This is a genomic window from Pseudomonas sp. zjy_15 (assembly GCF_043101865.1).
Lineage (GTDB): Bacteria > Pseudomonadota > Gammaproteobacteria > Pseudomonadales > Pseudomonadaceae > Aquipseudomonas > Aquipseudomonas putida_Y.
In genome coordinates this window covers 20951-35724 of sequence record NZ_JBICII010000059.1, presented here as the reverse complement: position 1 = coordinate 35724, position 14774 = coordinate 20951, and the positions used below count along the sequence as shown (strand labels likewise).

General features: G+C 61.5%; 17 protein-coding genes, 2 pseudogenes and 1 riboswitch. Of the genes and pseudogenes, 7 read left to right on the top strand and 12 right to left on the bottom strand.

What is annotated here, in order from left to right; translation table 11 throughout:
- Positions 1-58 precede the first annotated feature (58 nt).
- Positions 59-748 (top strand): YafY family protein, encoded by a 690-nt coding sequence (locus tag ACF8EF_RS11305; RefSeq protein ID WP_209965614.1) that lies wholly within the window; start codon positions 59-61, stop codon positions 746-748.
- A 30-nt stretch (positions 749-778) separates the two neighbouring features.
- Here the strand turns inward: ACF8EF_RS11305 and ACF8EF_RS11300 are convergent, their stop codons facing one another.
- Together ACF8EF_RS11300 and ACF8EF_RS11295 are read right to left on the bottom strand one after the other, a co-directional pair.
- Positions 779-958 (bottom strand): transposase domain-containing protein, encoded by a 180-nt coding sequence (locus ACF8EF_RS11300; protein WP_392461153.1) that lies wholly within the window; start codon positions 956-958, stop codon positions 779-781.
- Positions 898-1231, bottom strand: a pseudogene (locus ACF8EF_RS11295) (IS66 family transposase zinc-finger binding domain-containing protein); the annotation flags it as partial. The pseudogene ACF8EF_RS11295 and the gene ACF8EF_RS11300, both read right to left, overlap by 61 nt.
- A 344-nt stretch (positions 1232-1575) precedes the next feature.
- On the opposite strand from ACF8EF_RS11295, the pseudogene ACF8EF_RS11290 reads away from it, so the two are divergent.
- Together ACF8EF_RS11290 and ACF8EF_RS11285 are read left to right on the top strand one after the other, a co-directional pair.
- Positions 1576-2460 (top strand): annotated as a pseudogene (locus ACF8EF_RS11290) (PAS domain-containing protein); the annotation flags it as partial.
- 42 nt (positions 2461-2502) lie between these two features.
- Positions 2503-2997, top strand: coding sequence for a methyl-accepting chemotaxis protein (locus ACF8EF_RS11285; protein ID WP_373604740.1), 495 nt, complete (start codon positions 2503-2505; stop codon positions 2995-2997).
- Here the strand turns inward: ACF8EF_RS11285 and ACF8EF_RS11280 are convergent.
- The 8 genes from ACF8EF_RS11280 to ACF8EF_RS11245 all read right to left on the bottom strand — a co-directional run bounded on the left by ACF8EF_RS11280 (position 2972) and on the right by ACF8EF_RS11245 (position 10375).
- On the bottom strand, positions 2972-6244 hold the full coding sequence (locus ACF8EF_RS11280; protein ID WP_339533492.1) for a transporter substrate-binding domain-containing protein: 3273 nt from the start codon (positions 6242-6244) through the stop codon (positions 2972-2974). The two genes, ACF8EF_RS11285 and ACF8EF_RS11280, sit on opposite strands and share 26 nt — an antisense overlap.
- Positions 6245-6257: 13 nt before the next feature.
- Positions 6258-6872: a response regulator transcription factor gene (locus tag ACF8EF_RS11275; RefSeq protein WP_176683438.1), complete on the bottom strand. Its 615-nt coding sequence runs from the start codon at positions 6870-6872 to the stop codon at positions 6258-6260.
- Positions 6873-7093: 221 nt separating this feature from the next.
- Positions 7094-7336: a DUF1272 domain-containing protein gene (locus ACF8EF_RS11270; protein ID WP_176683439.1), complete on the bottom strand. Its 243-nt coding sequence runs from the start codon at positions 7334-7336 to the stop codon at positions 7094-7096.
- A 66-nt stretch (positions 7337-7402) separates the two neighbouring features.
- A complete protein-coding gene (gene cobM, locus ACF8EF_RS11265; protein ID WP_176683440.1) occupies positions 7403-8155 on the bottom strand; it encodes a precorrin-4 C(11)-methyltransferase in 753 nt (250 codons plus the stop codon).
- Between the two features lie 34 nt (positions 8156-8189).
- Positions 8190-8576, bottom strand: a complete 387-nt coding sequence (locus tag ACF8EF_RS11260; protein WP_176683441.1) for a cobalamin biosynthesis protein — start codon at positions 8574-8576, stop codon at positions 8190-8192.
- Positions 8576-9262 carry a CbtA family protein gene (locus ACF8EF_RS11255; protein ID WP_176683442.1) on the bottom strand — a complete coding sequence of 229 codons (687 nt, stop codon included), beginning with the start codon at positions 9260-9262 and terminating at the stop codon, positions 8576-8578. Before ACF8EF_RS11255 ends, ACF8EF_RS11260 begins: the two co-directional genes overlap by 1 nt.
- 9 nt (positions 9263-9271) lie before the next feature.
- On the bottom strand, positions 9272-9460 hold the full coding sequence (locus ACF8EF_RS11250; RefSeq protein WP_176683443.1) for a CbtB domain-containing protein: 189 nt from the start codon (positions 9458-9460) through the stop codon (positions 9272-9274).
- Positions 9461-9552: 92 nt separating this feature from the next.
- Positions 9553-9776: riboswitch (cobalamin riboswitch) on the bottom strand.
- 119 nt (positions 9777-9895) lie between these two features.
- The gene (locus ACF8EF_RS11245; protein ID WP_176683444.1) at positions 9896-10375 is read right to left on the bottom strand and encodes a GNAT family N-acetyltransferase; all 480 of its coding nucleotides are present in this window, start codon (positions 10373-10375) and stop codon (positions 9896-9898) included.
- A gap of 124 nt (positions 10376-10499) precedes the next feature.
- Here ACF8EF_RS11245 and ACF8EF_RS11240 point away from each other — a divergent pair, with 124 nt between their 5' ends.
- The 4 genes from ACF8EF_RS11240 (at position 10500) to ACF8EF_RS11225 (ending at position 13500) form a co-directional block, all read left to right on the top strand.
- Positions 10500-11129, top strand: coding sequence for a LysE family translocator (locus ACF8EF_RS11240; protein ID WP_392461152.1), 630 nt, complete (start codon positions 10500-10502; stop codon positions 11127-11129).
- Positions 11130-11150: 21 nt separating this feature from the next.
- Positions 11151-12023 (top strand): alpha/beta hydrolase, encoded by an 873-nt coding sequence (locus tag ACF8EF_RS11235; protein ID WP_339533490.1) that lies wholly within the window; start codon positions 11151-11153, stop codon positions 12021-12023.
- A 96-nt stretch (positions 12024-12119) separates the two neighbouring features.
- Complete coding sequence (locus ACF8EF_RS11230; RefSeq protein WP_176683447.1) at positions 12120-13007, top strand: pirin family protein; 888 nt, start codon at positions 12120-12122, stop codon at positions 13005-13007.
- Between the two features lie 232 nt (positions 13008-13239).
- The gene (locus tag ACF8EF_RS11225) at positions 13240-13500 is read left to right on the top strand and encodes a DUF1652 domain-containing protein (RefSeq protein WP_392461151.1); all 261 of its coding nucleotides are present in this window, start codon (positions 13240-13242) and stop codon (positions 13498-13500) included.
- A gap of 123 nt (positions 13501-13623) precedes the next feature.
- Here ACF8EF_RS11225 and ACF8EF_RS11220 read toward each other — a convergent pair whose 3' ends face one another.
- Complete coding sequence (locus ACF8EF_RS11220; RefSeq protein WP_176683473.1) at positions 13624-13911, bottom strand: hypothetical protein; 288 nt, start codon at positions 13909-13911, stop codon at positions 13624-13626.
- A 168-nt stretch (positions 13912-14079) separates the two neighbouring features.
- On the bottom strand, positions 14080-14727 hold the full coding sequence (gene alkB / locus ACF8EF_RS11215; RefSeq protein WP_392461150.1) for a DNA oxidative demethylase AlkB: 648 nt from the start codon (positions 14725-14727) through the stop codon (positions 14080-14082).
- Positions 14728-14774: the final 47 nt, after the last annotated feature.

Sequence of the window (14774 nt, the reverse complement as noted above, 5' to 3'; positions counted from 1 at the left end):
GAACATTGAGGCTCAGATGCTATTCGACTCTGCTGACAAAAAATGTCAGCATTGACGCATGACCCGTACTCAACGACTTCTTTCTCTCGTACAAATTCTGCGCGCGCGCCGTCATCCAGTGACTGGACAGAGGCTTGCGGAGGAGATGTCAGTAAGTCTGCGCACTGTGTATCGCGATATTGCTACATTGCAGGCTCAAGGCGCCGACATTCGGGGTGAGGCTGGTATCGGCTACATACTCCGTCCAGGATTCGTTCTCCCACCTCTTATGTTCAATGAGCAAGAGCTTGATGCACTGATGCTTGGCATGCGTTGGGTAGCACAGCAACCTGACGCGTCGTTGGCTCAAGCAGCGCTCGACGTATTGTCAAAGGCAGAAGCGGTACTACCATCAGCTGTTGCTGGTAGATTGTTCAAGACGCCATTATTCGCTGCATCCTCTCAATCTCGTGGTGCATATGGGTTTGACGCCAAGTGCTTACGCGATGCCATACGGCTGGAGACGAAAATTCGCTTAGTCTATGTGAGTGAAAAATCCGTAGAGACGGAGCGTACCGTTTGGCCGCTGGGAATTGGATATTTTGAAGATATGGAAATCCTAGCTGCATGGTGTGAATCTCGCAGGGACTTCAGGCACTTTCTATTAAATCGAATTCAATCCCTAGTACTCCTCGATGCTGACTTCAAAAACCAAGGAGGGTGGCTGCTGGCCAAGTGGCGAGGCTCGCGTTTGGATGTAGTTCCATGAACTAATTTCAATGGGGCAGGCATAGATGAATCAGGCCAGCCTCCACTGGTGAGGCAGCGGTTGCCCGATCATACTGGCCCACTGCGTGGGCAGCCGCGTCAGCACATCTTTGAGATAGGCATACGGATCATGCCCATCGCAAGTTTCTAGGTCGGGATACCTTTGTCGATGACCTGCGCTGGCACTGGCGAATGAATTAGGGTTTCGCACTGACGGCGGGCCTACTTACCACGCTTATGTTGCTCGACGGTAAATACGCCCGGCGTGTAGTCCAGCTTCTTGCTGACGTCTTCACCAATGCGTTGAAGTCGGTAGCCACAGGCGCACAGGGTGTTTTCAGGGTCGTGACGAATTAGGTTACGCGGCAACTGCCTGAATCTTCTTGCTCATCGCCTCGACCTGAGACTGCAACTGCAACGCCTGTGCTACCTAGGCACGAAGCTGTTCCGGGGTCATCTGGTCGAGGTTGGGCAAGGAAGTCATGCCGCCGATTGTCCCAGAGCAGGTACTGGACGACGACATGTAGAGCGGCCAAATGGCCGGCGTTTACAGCATGCTGATCACACCGCCTGCACCGAGCAGCCTTCGGGATCTGAGGCTGGCCATTTCACCGTGATCATTTGCTCGGCCATGGGTAACTCGATGATCACTGACGCCTCAAGGGTGATCGCGTCCGCTTAAAAAGACGCAGACACCATCGCCCTTAATGCTGGAGTCCGGAAGGTGAGCTCCCCGGGCGCTGCGGATTTTTCGCCTTGCAAGTGATCGCAAGGAAACCGGCCTGCCTAAAGACAGGCGCTGTAGGTGTAAGAGCGAGCTTGTTCGCGATGCGCCGCGCGAACGGCGCTGGATCTATCAGGCGCCACAAATGCCACGACTTGCAAACGGCGATCTATGCTCAGAAAACCGCGCATAGGGAGCCCCGTGTCATGTTCGATTTCCATCGCAAGTCTGATTTGGCAGAAATCCAGCGCAGCCGCCAGGCGTTGGCCGATGCGCAAAGCAAACTGGCTGCTATCAGCCGTGCCATGGCGATGATCGAGTTCGCCCCCGACGGTACTATCCTCGACGCTAACGAGCGTTTCTGCCAGGCCATGGGCTACAGCGCCGACGAGCTGCGTGGCAAGCACCACCGGCTGTTCTGTGAGCCGGACTATGCAAAAAGCGCCGAGTACCAGCAACTGTGGCGCGAGTTGGGGCAGGGCAAGGCAATCAGTGGTACGTTCGAGCGCATCGACAAGGCAGGGCGCGAGGTCTGGCTGGAAGCCAGCTACATGCCTGTGCTGGACGAGCACCGGCAAGTCACCAGCGTAATCAAGGTGGCATCGGACATCACCCAGCGGGTAATGCTGGAGCACGAGAGCGAAAGCCTGCTCAAGGCCATCAGCCGCTCCATGGCGGTGATCGAGTTCACCCCGCAAGGCCGGGTGATCAAGGCCAACCAGAATTTTCTCGACACCATGGGCTACCGCCTCGATGAAGTGGTTGGCCGCCACCACGGGTTGTTCTGCCTGGCGCATGAACGCGAATCGGCCCAGTACCGTGAGTTCTGGGCTTCTCTGAACCGTGGCGAGTACCATTCACACCGCTTCGAACGCGTCAACAAGCAAGGCCAGACCGTTTTCCTGGAGGCCTCCTACAACCCGATCTTCGACAGCAAAGGCCGCCTGTGCAAAGTGGTCAAGTTTGCCAGCGACATCACCCAGCAGGTCTGCACCCAGCAAAGCGCCGCCCATGCTGCCCATGCCAGTTCGGTGCAGACCGATGCCTGCGCGCGCAAGGGTACCGAAGTGGTGCAGCAGGCAGTACAGGTAATCGAGCAGATTTCCCAGGAGCTTAACGACGCAGCGCGCAGCATCGATGCGGTAAACAAGCAGTCGGATGTGATCGGGCAGATTGTGCTGACCATCCGTGGCATCGCCGACCAGACCAACCTGTTGGCCCTTAATGCAGCCATCGAGGCAGCGCGTGCCGGCGAGCACGGGCGCGGCTTTGCCGTGGTGGCCGATGAGGTGCGCAACCTTGCCGCGCGAACCAGCAAGGCCACCCTGGAAATTGTCGATGTGGTGCGGCAGAACCACGACCTGTCGCTATTGGCAGTGGCCAGTATGCAATCGAGCCTCAACCGCACCGGTCACGGCGTGGCGCTGGCCAATGAGGCGGGCACGGTGATCATGGAAATCCAGCAAGGCTCACGGCACGTCGTGGATGCCATCAGCCAGATCAGCTCGACGCTGCAATTGCATTGAGCGCCTCGCGCATCTCGTCAAGCAGTGCCTGCAGGCTGACTTGCAATTGCGCGCGTTGTTCGGCGGTCGGCAGTCCTTTCGCGTGGGCGTGTTCGATAGCTTCACAGTCTTTGACCACGGTGCGCACCCTGATCATTTTGGCGCCACCCTTGATGCGGTGGGCCAAGGCACGCACTGCGTCATCAGGGGCGTCTGTTGCCAAGGCGCGCAGGGCGGCCAGGTCTTCACCGACGCTGATCGACAATTGCTCCAGCAAATGCCGCGTCAACTGTTCGTCGTCTTGGGTCAGGTGGCGCAATTCGGCCAGGTCGAACCCACTATGGCAGGGGCCCGGTGACGGCTGCTGAGGGCGTACCTGTGGCAGATGGGCCTTGAGCGTGCGCAGGCCAATCGGCTTGAACAGGCATTCGTCCATACCACTGGCCAGGCAGCGAGTACGCTCCTCGGCCTGGGCGTTGGCGGTCACCCCAAGAATACGGCCTGCCGGCAGGCCGCCCTCGCACTCCAGGCTGCGAATGCGCCGGGTGAGCTCATGTCCGTCCATGACCGGCATGCTGCAATCGGTGATCACCAGGTCGAAGCGCGCGTCCTGCCAGCGCGCAAGGGCGATTTCGCCATTCTCCGCCAGTGTCACATGGTGCCCCAGGGTTTGCAGTTGCCTTTCCAGCAATAACAGGTTGGCCGGGTAGTCGTCGACCACCAGGATATTGAGCGGGCCGCTGCTGGTTTCATGTGTCGTGAGTTGCTCTTCCGCTTGTGTCGGTGCTGCGCAGACGGGCAACTGCAGGTTGACTTGTACCCGGGTGCCAACGCCCTCGACGCTCTGAAGGGTCAAGGAGCCGCCCATCAGTTCGGCCAGGGTGCGGCTGATGACCAACCCCAGGCCTGCGCCCTGACGTGCCCTTGGGCCATCGGCCTGAACGAAGGCACTGAACAGCCTCGCCTGGTCGGCGGGGCTGATGCCGATGCCGGTGTCGCGCACATTCAGCTCGATAGCCAGAACGCCCTGGCCGGCAACTTTGGGCAGCAGCAGGCATGCCTGCACTTCACCACGGTCGGTGAACTTGATGGCGTTGCTGATCAGGTTGGACAGAATTTGCTTGAGTCGCAGTGGATCGGCCAGCACCCATACCGGCTCCGCAGGCAGCTCGCCGTGCAGATGCAACCCTTTGGCCCGGGCATTGCCTTCGAACACCCGCAGCGTGGCGCGCACCAGTTCGACCAAGTTGGTAGGCACAGGCTGTAGGCTGATGTGCCCGGACTCGATGCGGGAAATGTCGAGAATATCGCCAATCAGCTCAAGCAGGCCAATGGCTGAATCATGGGCGGTCTGTAGGGTCTGGGCGTCGCTGCGGCCGCTGCGGCTATCTTCCAGGGCCAGTTCCAGCAGACCGATCACGGCATTCATCGGGGTCCGGATCTCATGGCTCATGGTGGCCAGGAAGGTGCTTTTGGTCTGGCTGGCCTGTTCGGCATCGTCCTTGGCCTGGCGTAACTGCTCCAGCAGCCCGCGACTGAGCGCAAGCTGTGCCTGCAGCGCGTGCTGTGCCTCGGTTCGCTGGTTGATCAGCTTGCGCAGGTAGCTGTTCCAGAACACCACCCCGGCCAGCAGCAGGGCCGACAGCACCAGTACCTGCAAGGCCAGGGTGCGGTAGTCGCGCCATGGGCTGTCGCTCACCAGTGTGCTGGTACGCCAGCGGTTGATCAGCTGGTCGAGTTCTTCAGGTGGAATGCTTAGCAGCGCCTTGTCGAGAATGGCCTGCAACTGGGGCTGGTCGGCGGCTACGGCAAAGGCGGCAATGGCCGGGGCGTCGTCGAGCACGCCGGCGATGCGCAAACGTTCCTTGAATACATGGCTGATGTAATAGGTAGCATTGATATGGCTGCTCAGGGCTACGTCTGCAACACCGTTGGCCACGGCCTCCATCTGACCGAGTGGGTTGTCAACTTCGACTATCTCGGCCTGCGGGTATCGCTGTTGCAAAACGGCCTGCTGCGGTGAGCCGCGCACCAAGGCGATGCGCTTGCCATCCAGGGCCTTGGACTGTGCAGATGATTCGCCTTCGTTGCGGGTGACAAGCACGCGCGGGCTGACCAGGTAGGGGCGGGTGTAGCGCAGTTGCTTCAAACGGTCGGCGCCATAGCCCAGCGCCCCGATCATCTGTGCCTCGCCGTGTAACAGGCGGTCGATCATGACCTGCGATGAAGCACTCTCGACGGGTTTGAACTGCAGCCCCGTGCGCAATGAGATCTGCTTGAGCAGGTCCAGGGTGATACCGCTAGGGCGGTGTTGAGCATCGTTGAACGTCAGAGGTGCCAGCGAGGTATTGACCAGTACACTGATAGTGGGGTGGTCGGTGATCCAGGATTCTTCTTCTTCGCTCAAGGCAGTGAGGTGGCGCTGCAGCAGCAGGCTGGTATTACCACTGCTCCAGCGGCGCAGAATGTTCAGACGTTCACTTTCGCTTATGCGTGACAGCGCCTTGTCCACCAGCCGATGCAAGCGCGGGTTGTCGCTGGCGATGGCGAAGGCAAAAGCCTCTGGGGCCAGTTGGGAGAAATGGTCGATTTTCAACGTGCCCTGAAAACTTTTGCCGATCATGTAGTCGGTGCTGATGGCATCGCCCAGATAGGCGTCTGCCTCGCCCAGCACCACGGCAGCGAGCCCGGCCAGGGTCGAGCGGTACAGGCTCAGTTGCGCCTTGGGGTACTGGGTACGAACGCTGACGGCCGGCAGGTAGTGATCGACCATCGCCAGGCGCAGGCCGGCGAGGTCGGGCGTACTTTTCAAGCTGTGCCCCTCACGGGTGACGATTACGGGCAGGTCGTCGGCATAAGGGGTGCTGAGGCTAAGCTGGGCGTCCGCCGCTTCGAAGGCGTTGGAGCTACCCAGCAGGTCAATACGGCCATCACGCAAGGCAGTGATGGCCTCGTGACGGCTGTTAAAGCGGCGAACTTCAATAGGTATGTCAAGCTGTTCGCCGATGATGCCGGCGTAGTCTGCGCTTAACCCCTCATAGTCATGCTGACTCACATTGATTTCAAACGGGGGGTAGTCGGGGCGCGCACTGCCCAGTACCAGGTGTTGGCGTTGTTTCAGCCAGTGGCGATCATCGCTGGACAACGTCAGCGGGGCAGAGGCGCTGATTGAGCGCGCCAGCAGATGGCGTGGCTCGCTGCTGGCCTGCAGCACCGGGGACTTGGCTAGAGCAATAGCCAGAAGGACGCTCGCCAGCAACTGTTTCATGGCAGCCGAGCGCTCAATAGACGTTGTTACGCTTGGCCAGGTCGACCATTTCCACCAGCGACTCGGTCTTGAGCTTTTCCATGATACGGCCCCGGTAGGTGCTGATGGTCTTGGCGCTGAGGTTCATGCAAGTGCCGATGTTCTTGTTGTTCTCGCCGCGCGCGAGGCGCCGCAGCACCTCCATTTCCCGGTTGGAGAGACTGGCCAGGCGCACTGGCTCGCTCTCCAGTGAGTTGCTGTTGACCGACATTTGCGGAAAGGTCGAATAACCCTTGATCAGGGCCTTGAGAGCGAACAGCAGTGCCTCGTGGTCCTCTTCCTTGGTGACGAAGGCGCCTATCCCGGCATCCAGGCAGCGGCGCACATACAGATCGGTGGCCTGGCCGGTCAGCACCATGATCTTCGGTGCCGGCTCCAGGCTCTGCAATCGCTTGATGACTTCCATACCGTCCAGGCCAGGCAGGCCGATGTCGAGAATGACCACGTCCGGGCGCAGTTCACGGGCTACCTGAGCCACTTCACTGCCATTGCCGACCTCGCCGACGACATGGAAGCGCTCGCGCTCGAGCAGTAGGCGCAGGGACAGCCGGACAATAGGGTGGTCGTCGACGATCAGCACGGTTGTCATGGGGAAAACTCCTGTAGGGATGTGGTCCGCTTCCTGGAACACTCAGGAATACGTCTGCAAGTGGGGTTATCGGAAGCGCTGCACGATACGACCATTCCCGAGGTTTGGTAATGCCGAGTATAGAAGTGTTGAAATCCCTATTACTTATTGTTGAGAAATCCTACAAGAAACAGGAAAGGCATCACCCTGAAACAGCGGTGATGCCGGTTCTTTGCAGTTATTCAGGCGCAGGCAGCGTGCGGTTTGTGTATACGCAGTGTGGAGGCAGGGTTGTTGGTCAATGCCTGCCCGACCCGCGTCGGGCGGGCCACCAACTGCCCGGTACAATTCGGGCAGCGGCCTTGAAAGCGGGTTTCGGCACAGGCACGGCAGAACGTGCATTCGAAGGAGCAGATCAGGGCGTCGGGGCTGTCACCCGGCAGGTCGGCATCACAGCACTCGCAGTTGGGGCGTAACTCCAGCATGGGCATGGCTCCTGTTCGCAGGCGGGAACCCGGAGTCTGCTATGCCCGAGGCAAGGCTGGCAATGCTCAGTCGCCAGGACGGTACAGGTGGGCATGCCCGGCTCGGTACAAGGCCGACTCGGCGAACGGCGTATCCCCCAGTACGTGGCCTACCAGGATCAGCGCCGTGCGGCGGAAATCCTTGGCCGCTACGCGTTCGACAATATCACCGAGGTTGCCGCGCACCCAGTCCTGGTCTGGCCAGGTGGCCCGATGCACCACCGCAACCGGGCAGCTCGCGCCGTAGTGCGGCACCAACTCATCGACAATGCGCGACAGGTGCTTGACCCCCAGATGGATTGCCAGTGTGCTGCCATGGCGCGCCAGGTCATCCAACTGCTCACCAGGCGGCATGGGCGAGCTGTCGCCATAGCGGGTGAGGATCACCGTCTGCGCCACTTGAGGCAAGGTCAGCTCACAGCCGAGCAGGGCGGCGCTCGCTGCCGTGGCGGTAACGCCGGGGATGATCTGGTAATCGATGCCCAGCGCCTGCAGGTGGCGGATCTGCTCACCGATGGCACCGTAAAGGCTGGGGTCGCCGCTGTGCACCCGCGCCACATCCTGCCCTTGTTCGTGCGCGCTGCGCATGGCGGCGATGATCTGCTCCAGATGCAGTTCGGCGCTGTTGATCACGGTTTCGGCCTGGTGGCCTTCGAGCACGGCGGCGGGTACCAGTGAACCGGCATAAATGATCACCGGGCACTGACGAATCAGCCGTTGGCCCTTGACCGTGATCAGTTCCGGGTCGCCGGGGCCGGCACCGATAAAGTAGATGGTCATGCTAAGTCCTGGCAAGAAAGAGGGTACGAAACGCTCAGCAGGCCAGGGCGAGCGTCGCCGGGCCCAGTACCTGGCGCGTCAGCAGCAACCTGGCCGTACCCTGCCGCTGGCTGGCCAGGGCCAGTGCCGCGCTCTCGGCGACGCCCCAGCAGCCACTGTGTTGGTGGGCAGCGGCGGAACGGTGGCTGAGCAGTGGTTCATAGGGTTGCAGTTGCGCGCCATGGTACAGCACCAAGGGCAAGCCGAGGTGCTCTGCCAGTTGTTGCAAACCCGGTTCGTCGGCCTTCAGGCTGATGCTTGCGATGCCGCGCAGGTCGGCCAACGCCAGGCCCTGGTTGTCCAGTGCCTGGCACAGCAAGCGTTGCAAGGTATCCGCCGGGCAACCCCGGCGGCAGCCAAAACCGGCGTAGAAGGCAGGCATCAAGCCTGGCTGGAACGGCGGAACAGCCAGGCGCTGAGCAGGCCCAAGGCCAGCCAGAAGGCGGCGTTGGTCAGCCAGGAGGCTACTTTGAACTGGGTTTCCAGTGCTTCGGGGGCGAGGCTTTCGTGCACCTCAGGTTGCGGTGCACCGATCACATGAGGAATGACCAGCAGCACGGCGCCCAGTGCCTTCAGCAGCCAGTGGCGAGCGAACACCAGCAAGGCCAGGCCCAGCGCTGTGGCACTGGCTGTACCGACCCACCAGGTCTGGCGTTGCCCCAGGTCGGCGGCTGCAGTACCTGGCAGTTCTGGTGGCAAGCCCAGGGTTGGGGCCAGGCAGAACACGGCGAAGCCAGCCAACCCCCACAATGCGCCAGTGGCGGCGCGTTTGGGCTCGCGAAGGCTGTACAGGGCGGCGAGGATCAGGGCGAAGCCGACCGCGACCACCAGATTGCCGCCTGTGGTGGACAGCACGCGTTGCCAGCCGTCTTCCGGCGACCAGGCTTCGGCGCTGTGTTCATGAGCGACCACTTCGCTACCGTGTTCGTGGTGTGCGGCCGGGGCCGAGGACTCGTAGGTTTCCGCCTCAAGAATCAGCGGGGCAACCCAGAAGCTTTGCAGCAAGGTCAGCAACAGGGCTGCAAGAAGCCCGCTGAAGCCCGCAGTACGGGCAATGCGCGTGATCATCAGGCGTACTCAGTGGCAGGGGAAGGCGGCGCTGTGGCGGGTGTCGTGGGCGGCGTTGTGCACGGCCTCGATGTGCGAGAAACCGGCAAAGTACACCAGGCACAGGCCCAGCAAGCTGGCACCGATGGCGATGGTTACACGCTGGCTGAGGGTAACGGGGGTCGCAAGGCTGTGTTGTTTGGCGCTGGTGACGGGCATGACGCGGTCCTCTGCTTCTTGTGGGCAATGGGCGAGCGCGGCAGCCCCGGGCGTGGCCGCCCAAGGGAATGCAACAGCGCCCGCCCACCGCGGGGTGTTCATGAACGTCAGGCCGGTCTCCGGGCTTGCGAGGAAGAGCTGGGCTCCTGGAACGCGTCACCTTCCCATGCCGTACTACAAGGCACAGTGGTACAGACGCTTCACTCGCTTACCGTTGCGGGGGCAGCACCGGCATTGTCCGGCCCTGCTGAAGGGCCTGGGACGCACCGGTTTCCCGTTTCACCCCCTGAGGGGCACCTGAACGCGAGGCATAAGGAGAGCATGGGGCGGGCTTGGCGTCAATGTCATACAGAGCACGAGGCTGTCGAACAGCAGGTACCACCGCCTCGCGCCTGCGGTGTTCGTCCAGCAGGCAGAAGTGCAGGCGCCGGGCGATCACCCGCGGGCGAATGCCGCCAGCTTGTCGCCATCCAGCCGGTAGCGCACCCACTCATCCTGTGCTTCGGCCCCTAGCTTCTGGTAGAAGCCGATCGCTGGCTCGTTCCAGTCCAGCACGCTCCATTCCAGGCGCCCGCAGTTGTTCGCCACCGCTTCGCGGGCAATGTGCTGCAACAACTGCCGGCCGGCGCCATCGCCGCGTTGTTCGGGGGTCACGTACAGGTCTTCCAGATAGATGCCATTGCGCCCGAGCCAGGTCGAGTAGCTGTAGAAGTACACGGCAAAGCCGATTGCACGACCATCACGCTCGCACATCAGGGCGCGCACGGTGCTGCCTTCGTCGAACAGGCTGTGCTCGATGTCGGCAAGGGTAGCGACCACCTCGTGGCGGGCGCGTTCGTACTCGGCCAGTTCGGTGACGAAGGTGAGGATCTGCGCGGCATCGGTACGCACGGCAGGGCGAATGGTGAGGCTCATGGTGACAGCTTCCTTGGTCCGGATTGGCGATACAGTGATGTGTATCTGCATAATTTAATCAAACTGTACCGGTCGCTGGGGAAGGCGACTCCGGTAGTGTGACAGCACCTATAAAGAAAGTGGAATGCCCGCCATGCTTGCCTCTGCCGACCTGCTGACCGCCTTTGTGCTGTTTGCCTTCGTGTCTTCCATCACGCCTGGCCCCAACAACACCATGTTGCTGGCCTCGGGGGTGAACTTCGGCGTGCGCCGCTCGGTCCCTCATGCCTTGGGTATCAGCTTTGGTTTCATGATGATGGTGCTGGCCGTCGGCCTGGGGCTGGGTGAGGTATTCAAGGCCTGGCCACCACTGTATACGGTCCTGCGCTACACTGGCGCCGCCTACCTGCTGTACCTGGCCTGGAAGATCGCCACTTCCGGGCCGGTCGGCACGGCCTCGTCCAGTGCCCACAAACCGCTGGGCTTCTGGGGAGCAGCGGCGTTCCAGTGGGTCAACCCCAAGGCCTGGGTGATGGCGGTGGGGGCGATTACCACCTACACGCCCGCGCAAGGTTATGTAACCAACGTGATCGTCATTGCGGCCTTGTTCGCTTTGGTCAACCTGCCGAGCGTGGGGGTATGGGTGATGTTCGGCAGCGCCCTGCGCAACCTGTTGCAGCATTCACGCTGGCTGATGCTGTTCAATGTCGTGATGGCCCTGTTGCTGGTGATTTCACTGTACCCGCTGCTGTTTGTAGAATCAGCGTTTTCCTGACCCCGAGAGTACAGTAAGCCGATGCAGTTGATTCCCTGGTCCCACGAATGCGCCGAAGGTTTCACCCTGCGTGGCTGGCGAACCCCGGCCAGTGGCAAACCGCTGCTGCACTTCCTGCATGGCAATGGCTTCTGTTGCCTGACCTACCAACCGCTGTTGATGCACCTTGGCAAGCATTTCGACTTGTGGCTCTGCGACGTTCAAGGCCATGGCGACAGTGACCATGGCGGGGTGTTTCGCGGCTGGAACCGCACCGCCGCCTTGGCGGTGGAGGCCTTTCAGGGCGGACGTGGCGAGTATGGCGACGTACAGCGGTTTGCCGCAGGGCACAGCTTTGGTGGCGTGCTCACAGGGCTGATCCTGAGCAGTGAACCGCAACTGTTTGCACGCGCCGTGCTGCTCGACCCGGTGTTGTTCAGCCGACGCATGATCGGCGTGATGGGGGCAGCAGCCTTGGTCGGCCTGCATCAGCGCCACGCCCTGGCCCGCAAGGCTGCCAGTCGTCGCAGCCACTGGCCCGATCGCGAGTCAGCGTTGGCCTCGCTGCAAGGGCGTGGCATCTTCAAAGGCTGGACCCATGCGGCGCTGCAGGCCTATGTCGAGCATGCCATCGGGGATTGTGGCGAGGCCGTGGTGCTCAAGTGCCGGCCCAGCCGTGAAGTGGAGATCTTCAGTTCATTCCCTAAACGCATGTGGGCCAGTCTGGCCGCAATCAGGACGCCGACACGGGTCTTGTATGGAGAAGACACCTATCCCTTTGTGCCTCATTCGGTGAATCGCCTGGCGCTGCTAAACCGCAATGTGACCGCACTGCAAGTGCCCGGTGGGCACTGTTTCATGCAGGAAGACCCGGCCATGGCGGCCGAGCAGGTGCTCGGTTTCTTGCAGGGCTGACTGTTCTGCAGGTGGGACGATGCATGCCATTTCAGCCGTCTACCGCTTGATTGGCATCATTGATAAGGTTATCTCAACCAAGAGAGGAGCCTTCTCATGAAAAAGATTCTGGGTATCCACCACAGCCCTCACGCCCATTGGGTGGGGGATGGTTTCCCGGTGCGCAGCCTGTTCACCTACGACAACCTGGCCAGCCGGATCAGCCCATTCCTGCTGCTGGACTACGCCGGGCCGCATGATTTCGCCCCGACCCCAGCACGACGCGGCGTAGGCCAGCATCCGCATCGCGGCTTCGAAACCGTGACCATCGTCTACCAAGGTGAGCTGGAGCACCGCGACTCCACGGGTGCCGGCGGCTTGATCGGCCCAGGTGACGTGCAGTGGATGACGGCTGCCAACGGCATCCTCCATGAGGAGTTTCATTCCCCGGACTTTGCACGCAGTGGTGGCACACTGGAAATGGTCCAGCTGTGGGTGAACCTGCCGGCGCGGGACAAGCGTGCAGCGGCCGGCTACCAGACGCTGCTGGCCGGCGACATTCCGGTGCTAGCGCTGGACGGTGATGCCGGGAGCTTGCGGGTAATTGCCGGTGACTATCATGGGCACCAGGGGCCGGCTCGGACCTTCACCGCGATGGATGTGTGGGATCTGCGGCTCAACGCCGGCGCTGTCTTGCAGTTGCCCATTGCTGCCGGCCGCACTGCGGCGCTGGTGGTGTTGCGTGGAAACGTTCGAATCAACAGCGAACGCGAAGCAGGTCCGTCCAGCCTGGTGCTGCTCGACCGGGAGGGTGTAGACGTAGCGGTCGAGGCGCTGGAAGGCGCCAGTGTGCTGCTGCTCAGCGGTGAGCCAATCGATGAGCCGATCGTCGGCTACGGTCCGTTCGTGATGAACAGCCAGGCGGAGATTGCCGAATCGTTCGATGATTTCCATGCCGGGCGGTTTGGGCAGATGCAGAATGAGAGGGGAGGTGCCGCGCACTGATCCTGTTGATTGGGTGGCCTTGCTGTCCAAGACCACTCGTCGTCAAGTCTGCTAATGCATTCGAACGCTCGGCCCACGCAGGGAATCTTCCACTAAGGTGCTAGAGGATTCCCCGCAAGCTCATTGCCCGGGCGCATGGACTGCTGCCCGAGCATGCGCAATATCAATTGGCGCCCCGCCCGACAAAGGCGTACTTCCAAACAACAGGCCATCCCACAGAGAGGGTCGTACCATGTCGTTGATAGGCGTTTCGATACTAGAGATGCGGCAAATGATCGAACAGGCCTGCTTGCCAGATCGCTGTGAGGTCAGCTGCCCGGACGGCGCCAACCTGACCATCCGCCTGGGCCAGGGCCAGGATCTCGATCAAGGCGTGACCGTCAGCGGGGTCGCCCTGCAAAATCTCAACAGTTGTCGTGATCTGGTCAACCTGGTGGAGCAGCTGCATGCGCTGCGTGACAGCCACCCGGCGCCGCTCAAGGCGATTGCCTGAGCGCACCTGTCGTGCCCCGGTCAGCCCAGGCTGGCCGGGTTCATGCATTCTAGCCGCTGACTAGCAATGCGCAGGTATCAGCCCTGGCAGCCTTAAGTGCGGCCGCAGCTGCCGCTGATCGGCTTATTGCAGTTCCAGCAGCAGGTTCAGGCCACCGTCGCCGCATTTACCCTTGTCGCGGACCACGCCATGGTAACTCTGCCCATCCCAGACAAAGGCCACACTGTGAGCGCGGTCGATCTTGTCGGGCAGTGGGGGGCAAATGTGCAAGCGCAGCCCTGGGCGGCCTTGCAGGTTGAGGGCGGCGAGCTGGCATTGGCATTCCACACTTTGCGCCACGGGGCCGAACAGGGTGTCGCGTACGTAGTCGAGCTGCAGCGAGGCATTGGGGGCGCGGCCAGGCATCTTCATCGGTACATGGCTCCGGTGCAACGGCTCGAAGAACCAGGCGGGTTTGGCATGGCAGGCTCCAGACAGAAGTAGGCGGCTTATCATTCGAAGCTTGCCTGGCCAAGATGTTCAATGTGTTTCATGTGGGTTCATCTTGTTCTGCACTGGGCGGCAGAGGACTGACCCTGTTCAGGCACCTGCCTTACGCAAGGTCAGGTTGATCCGCCGTTCGCCCAGGCGCGGATGAACACCGGGCTTGATCGGTAGCACGCCGTGGAAGCGCAAGCGGTCTTCGCCGCCCCAGACCAGCACATCGCCGTGGCTCAGTGCAATGCGCTGAGCCTTGTCGGCACGCTGCAGGCCGCCAAACAGGAACACCGCCGGTAAACCCAGCGACACCGACACGATCGGTTGGCCGAAATCCTGCTCGTCGCGGTCCTGGTGGAGGCTCAGGCGTGTGCCTGGCAGGTAATGGTTGACCAGGCAGGCATCCGGCTCGAAACCGTCAAACCCGGCCATGGCTGCCGCGTGGGCGGCCAAGGCGAGCAGGACCGGGGGCAGGGCAGGCCAGGGCTGGCCACTGAGTGGGTCGCTGGGGCTGTATCGGTAGCCGTGTTGATCACTCACCCACCCCAACGTACCGCAGTTGGTCAGCCCTACCGCCATGCGCAGCCCTCCTGGGGTGTACATGTGCCGGAACGGCGCGGCACGTAGCACCGGGCGCAGGGCATCGAGCAGCGCCTCGGTTTCGGCCAGGGCGAAGCCGGGCAGCAGCACGGTATGGCTGGCCAGGCGTTGCGGCTGGGGGCCGAACAGGTCGAGGTCGGACTGGATCATGCTGCTGCACATCTTTGATCGGTTTGCCATTGTACCCCGACAGATAC

Bases quoted from the DNA above. Each gene is read 5' to 3' on its own strand.
- ACF8EF_RS11260 (WP_176683441.1), bottom strand. From the start codon at position 8,576: ATGCCTGCCTTCTACGCCGGTTTTGGCTGCCGCCGGGGTTGCCCGGCG.
- ACF8EF_RS11230 (WP_176683447.1), top strand. From the start codon at position 12,120: ATGAAAAAGATTCTGGGTATCCACCACAGCCCTCACGCCCATTGGGTG.
- ACF8EF_RS11280 (WP_339533492.1), bottom strand. From the start codon at position 6,244: ATGAAACAGTTGCTGGCGAGCGTCCTTCTGGCTATTGCTCTAGCCAAG.
- ACF8EF_RS11270 (WP_176683439.1), bottom strand. From the start codon at position 7,336: ATGCTGGAGTTACGCCCCAACTGCGAGTGCTGTGATGCCGACCTGCCG.
- ACF8EF_RS11275 (WP_176683438.1), bottom strand. From the start codon at position 6,872: ATGACAACCGTGCTGATCGTCGACGACCACCCTATTGTCCGGCTGTCC.
- ACF8EF_RS11255 (WP_176683442.1), bottom strand. From the start codon at position 9,262: ATGATCACGCGCATTGCCCGTACTGCGGGCTTCAGCGGGCTTCTTGCA.
- ACF8EF_RS11225 (WP_392461151.1), top strand. From the start codon at position 13,240: ATGTCGTTGATAGGCGTTTCGATACTAGAGATGCGGCAAATGATCGAA.
- ACF8EF_RS11220 (WP_176683473.1), bottom strand. From the start codon at position 13,911: ATGAAGATGCCTGGCCGCGCCCCCAATGCCTCGCTGCAGCTCGACTAC.
- ACF8EF_RS11235 (WP_339533490.1), top strand. From the start codon at position 11,151: ATGCAGTTGATTCCCTGGTCCCACGAATGCGCCGAAGGTTTCACCCTG.
- alkB (WP_392461150.1), bottom strand. From the start codon at position 14,727: ATGATCCAGTCCGACCTCGACCTGTTCGGCCCCCAGCCGCAACGCCTG.
- cobM (WP_176683440.1), bottom strand. From the start codon at position 8,155: ATGACCATCTACTTTATCGGTGCCGGCCCCGGCGACCCGGAACTGATC.
- ACF8EF_RS11245 (WP_176683444.1), bottom strand. From the start codon at position 10,375: ATGAGCCTCACCATTCGCCCTGCCGTGCGTACCGATGCCGCGCAGATC.
- ACF8EF_RS11305 (WP_209965614.1), top strand. From the start codon at position 59: ATGACCCGTACTCAACGACTTCTTTCTCTCGTACAAATTCTGCGCGCG.
- ACF8EF_RS11250 (WP_176683443.1), bottom strand. From the start codon at position 9,460: ATGCCCGTCACCAGCGCCAAACAACACAGCCTTGCGACCCCCGTTACC.
- ACF8EF_RS11240 (WP_392461152.1), top strand. From the start codon at position 10,500: ATGCCCGCCATGCTTGCCTCTGCCGACCTGCTGACCGCCTTTGTGCTG.